The 2,850-nt window shown below is 41.4% G+C and carries 3 protein-coding genes; all 3 read right to left on the bottom strand.

The window, feature by feature from the left end; genetic code table 11:
- Positions 1-146: 146 nt before the first annotated feature.
- A complete protein-coding gene (locus ACSHX2_RS15230; RefSeq protein WP_435693814.1) occupies positions 147-614 on the bottom strand; it encodes a hypothetical protein in 468 nt (155 codons plus the stop codon).
- 590 nt (positions 615-1,204) lie between these two features.
- Positions 1,205-1,750 carry a hypothetical protein gene (locus ACSHX2_RS15225; RefSeq protein WP_435693813.1) on the bottom strand — a complete coding sequence of 182 codons (546 nt, stop codon included), beginning with the start codon at positions 1,748-1,750 and terminating at the stop codon, positions 1,205-1,207.
- A 623-nt stretch (positions 1,751-2,373) separates the two neighbouring features.
- On the bottom strand, positions 2,374-2,850 hold a 477-nt coding region (locus tag ACSHX2_RS15220), incomplete at its 5' end, for a hypothetical protein (RefSeq protein ID WP_435693812.1).

Here is a 2,850-nt window from a genome sequence, read left to right as displayed (position 1 = left end):
GATCTTCAGATTCACGCTAACGTAAAGCACACCAATCACTGAACTCTCAGCGCGCTTTGTTTTTGGGTTAATGTTTGAAGATTGAAAATGGCTCGCTTCTCAACGGTGAAGGGATTGGGTGCAGCGTCTTGTTCGGCAGAGGCAATTTAGTTCGCGGAGACTCCAGCAGATGAGTTTGCTGCATTCCTCTGCCAGGTTAAAGCTGTGATCCAGAAAGCAAATAGGGTTAAAAGAGGAGATGAACTTGCACCCGAAATTGTTGCTCTACGAGTAAATGCATGAACAGCCTCAATAGTGACATCCGTATTAGGACCCGTAAGATTCATGGATCTACTTATTAGAGATTGAGTCAATGTGAACTCTTGGTCATCGAATGTCAGACAATAAGTACGTGAAAATACCGATTTCTTAGATGCTATAGCTACCGTGCTTGATGGTCCAATCAGTAACCACTTGTCATTGAGTAAACCTTCTCTTGTGACGCTATACTCGAGATCTTCATGTATGATCGAACCCTTACGTGCAGCTTTACTAGTGGTTGTAGCATGAAATGAATCTCCAGTAATGAGATAGTCATAGGAGCATATACCTTTGGGATTACAATGAAGCGTCATAATTTAGCCGAACGTAAAGCACACCAATCGCTGACCTCAGCACGCTTTAGTTTTTGGTAAGTAAGTTTATATATCGTGTTTGCTCGACTCTCCTGCGTGTCAGCGATTGGGTGCAGCGTCTTGTTCTGCAAGTCGATCTAGAGAAGGAACAGGATGAATATGAGTGAAACTGCCGTGTTGAAAAGCAGAGAATAGAGAGCGAAGGTTTTTCAGAGGATAAAGCACACAAGCCGAGAATCTTGTATGTGAAGGATCGAAACTGAAAACGGTGATTACAGTGAACGGAAAAGCCAAAGTGGATCTTCGGAAAATGTCAGGAATGGACAATCTAGCGTGAATCAACTTTCTTTAGAAATCAGATTTTCACTATCTAGCGTGCTTGAATGTCCAAATGGAGATTTTATCCGCTGAGATCGAAGTCGAACAAGCTGAGGAGTACGTAAGTGGGAAATGTTCAAATTTAGCAGAACGTAAAGCACACCAATCACCGAACTCTCAGCGCGCTTTGGTTTTGGGTTAATGTTTGAAGATTGAAAATGGTTCGCGTCTCGACGGTGAGGGGATTGGGTGCAGCGTCTTGTTATGCAAGGCTATTTCGAGTGTCTAACGGCTATGTACTCCTTTGAACTAGATGTTTGCTTCTGAGGGAATACTGTCCATTCTGTGCTATCAGATGGGGATATGAACTGTTCTACGTAATTTGTAGACGATAGATGAGCTTGAAGAATCGCGAGACCGTTCTTATTCCTATAACAAATATCGTGGTTTTTTACTGTGCTAGAATAGTTAAAGCTGAGATTTGCAGTCTTTTCGTCGTTGGAGACTATGTAAGAGCCTTCAAGAACATGGCCAATGTTCTTTTGTTCAGTTTTTGCTACAGTGAAATCAGAGTCATATTCTACGACTATGTCGATTGGTTTGGTATCTGTGAACTCAAAGGAACCATCAATGATGTCGACAGTAATAGAAGATTCAACACCCAGAAGGTTGTTTGATAGAGCTTTTCTGATTTGAACATCAGTGAGCGTCTTTGTTCCTTCAGCGTTTTTTATAGTGAAGGTTCTGAACTCCAGAGAATCAGCATTTAGTAATGCCGAAGAAAGTAGAATTGTTGATAGTGTTAGGAGGTGTTTCATAGTTTTATTTAGCATAACGTAAAGCACACCAACCGAAGACTCGGTCAGAAAGCTTTGTTTGTGAGTTTAGAGTTTGAGTGTAGTGAAGATTTTGAAAAGCGTAAACGCGGTCTGAGGTTGGGTGCAGCGTCTTGTTAGGCAGAGGCAATTAATGAATGCTTAGCACTCTGTTGGATGTGTCAGACGATTGTTGAGTAAGCTATGAAGCTGGAAATCAACATGTAGATTACGACCAAGACAGTATTTACTGCCAGATAAGAAAAGTCAGAATGTCCTTTAGCTTTCGAGTCTAGGTATCGAGTAATAATCATTGGTGTAAGTATGAAAGGGAAGATCAATAGGGATATAGTGTAGCGTCTTGATACTGACTCTACGTTAACCGAACTAGAGTTAAAAAGCAGTAGTAGAAGGATAAGTAGCAGACTAGCTAGATAAACCACGTGAAGATCTATTTTCTGTAGCATGTTTTTGATCGTCATTAAGGTCGGTTAATTTAGCCTAACGTAAAGCACACCAATCACTGAACTCTCAGCGCGCTTTGATTTTGGGTTAATGTGTGAATTTGGAAAATGGCTCGCGTCTCGACGGTGAAGGGATTGGGTGCAGCGTCTTGTTCTACAGAGTTAATTTTCGGAGTTACGTGGGTACATAGCAATACCAATTCCTGCGCAGATCTTACTGCATAGTTCCACCGACTCTTGAGAAATACGCTCAATCACACAGAGGTCTTTAGGGGAAACTTCATAGCCGATATAAAATTCGCGATACAAAGCTGAATCCCATTCTCCACGTGCTTCAGTAGAGAGATTCTCAATAGATGAACAAAGTAACTGAAGTGTTAAATTGACTGTTTTCATCGGTATTGGGTCGATACAGAGATACCACTTTCCAATGTCGTGAGAAGCTTGAATATAGAAACCAACGTCATCGTTCACCAGCTCTGCAACAAGCGCATCACATTTTGAATCAGACTTAATGATAATTTCGGTAGTTATGTATCTAGAAGATTGAGCCATTTTAGTAGAACGTAAAGCACACCAACCGAGTACTCGGCCAGAAAGCTTTTGCTGTGGGTTTAAGGTTTGAATGTAGTGAAAGGT

The sequence above is a fragment of the Rubritalea sp. genome (genome assembly GCF_051252225.1).
Lineage (GTDB): Bacteria > Verrucomicrobiota > Verrucomicrobiia > Verrucomicrobiales > Akkermansiaceae > Rubritalea.
The sequence above is the reverse complement of the archived record's forward strand: the minus strand, read 5'-3'. Positions and strand labels throughout refer to the sequence as shown.

Bases quoted from the DNA above. Each gene is read 5' to 3' on its own strand.
- ACSHX2_RS15230 (WP_435693814.1), bottom strand. From the start codon at position 614: ATGACGCTTCATTGTAATCCCAAAGGTATATGCTCCTATGACTATCTC.
- ACSHX2_RS15225 (WP_435693813.1), bottom strand. From the start codon at position 1,750: ATGAAACACCTCCTAACACTATCAACAATTCTACTTTCTTCGGCATTA.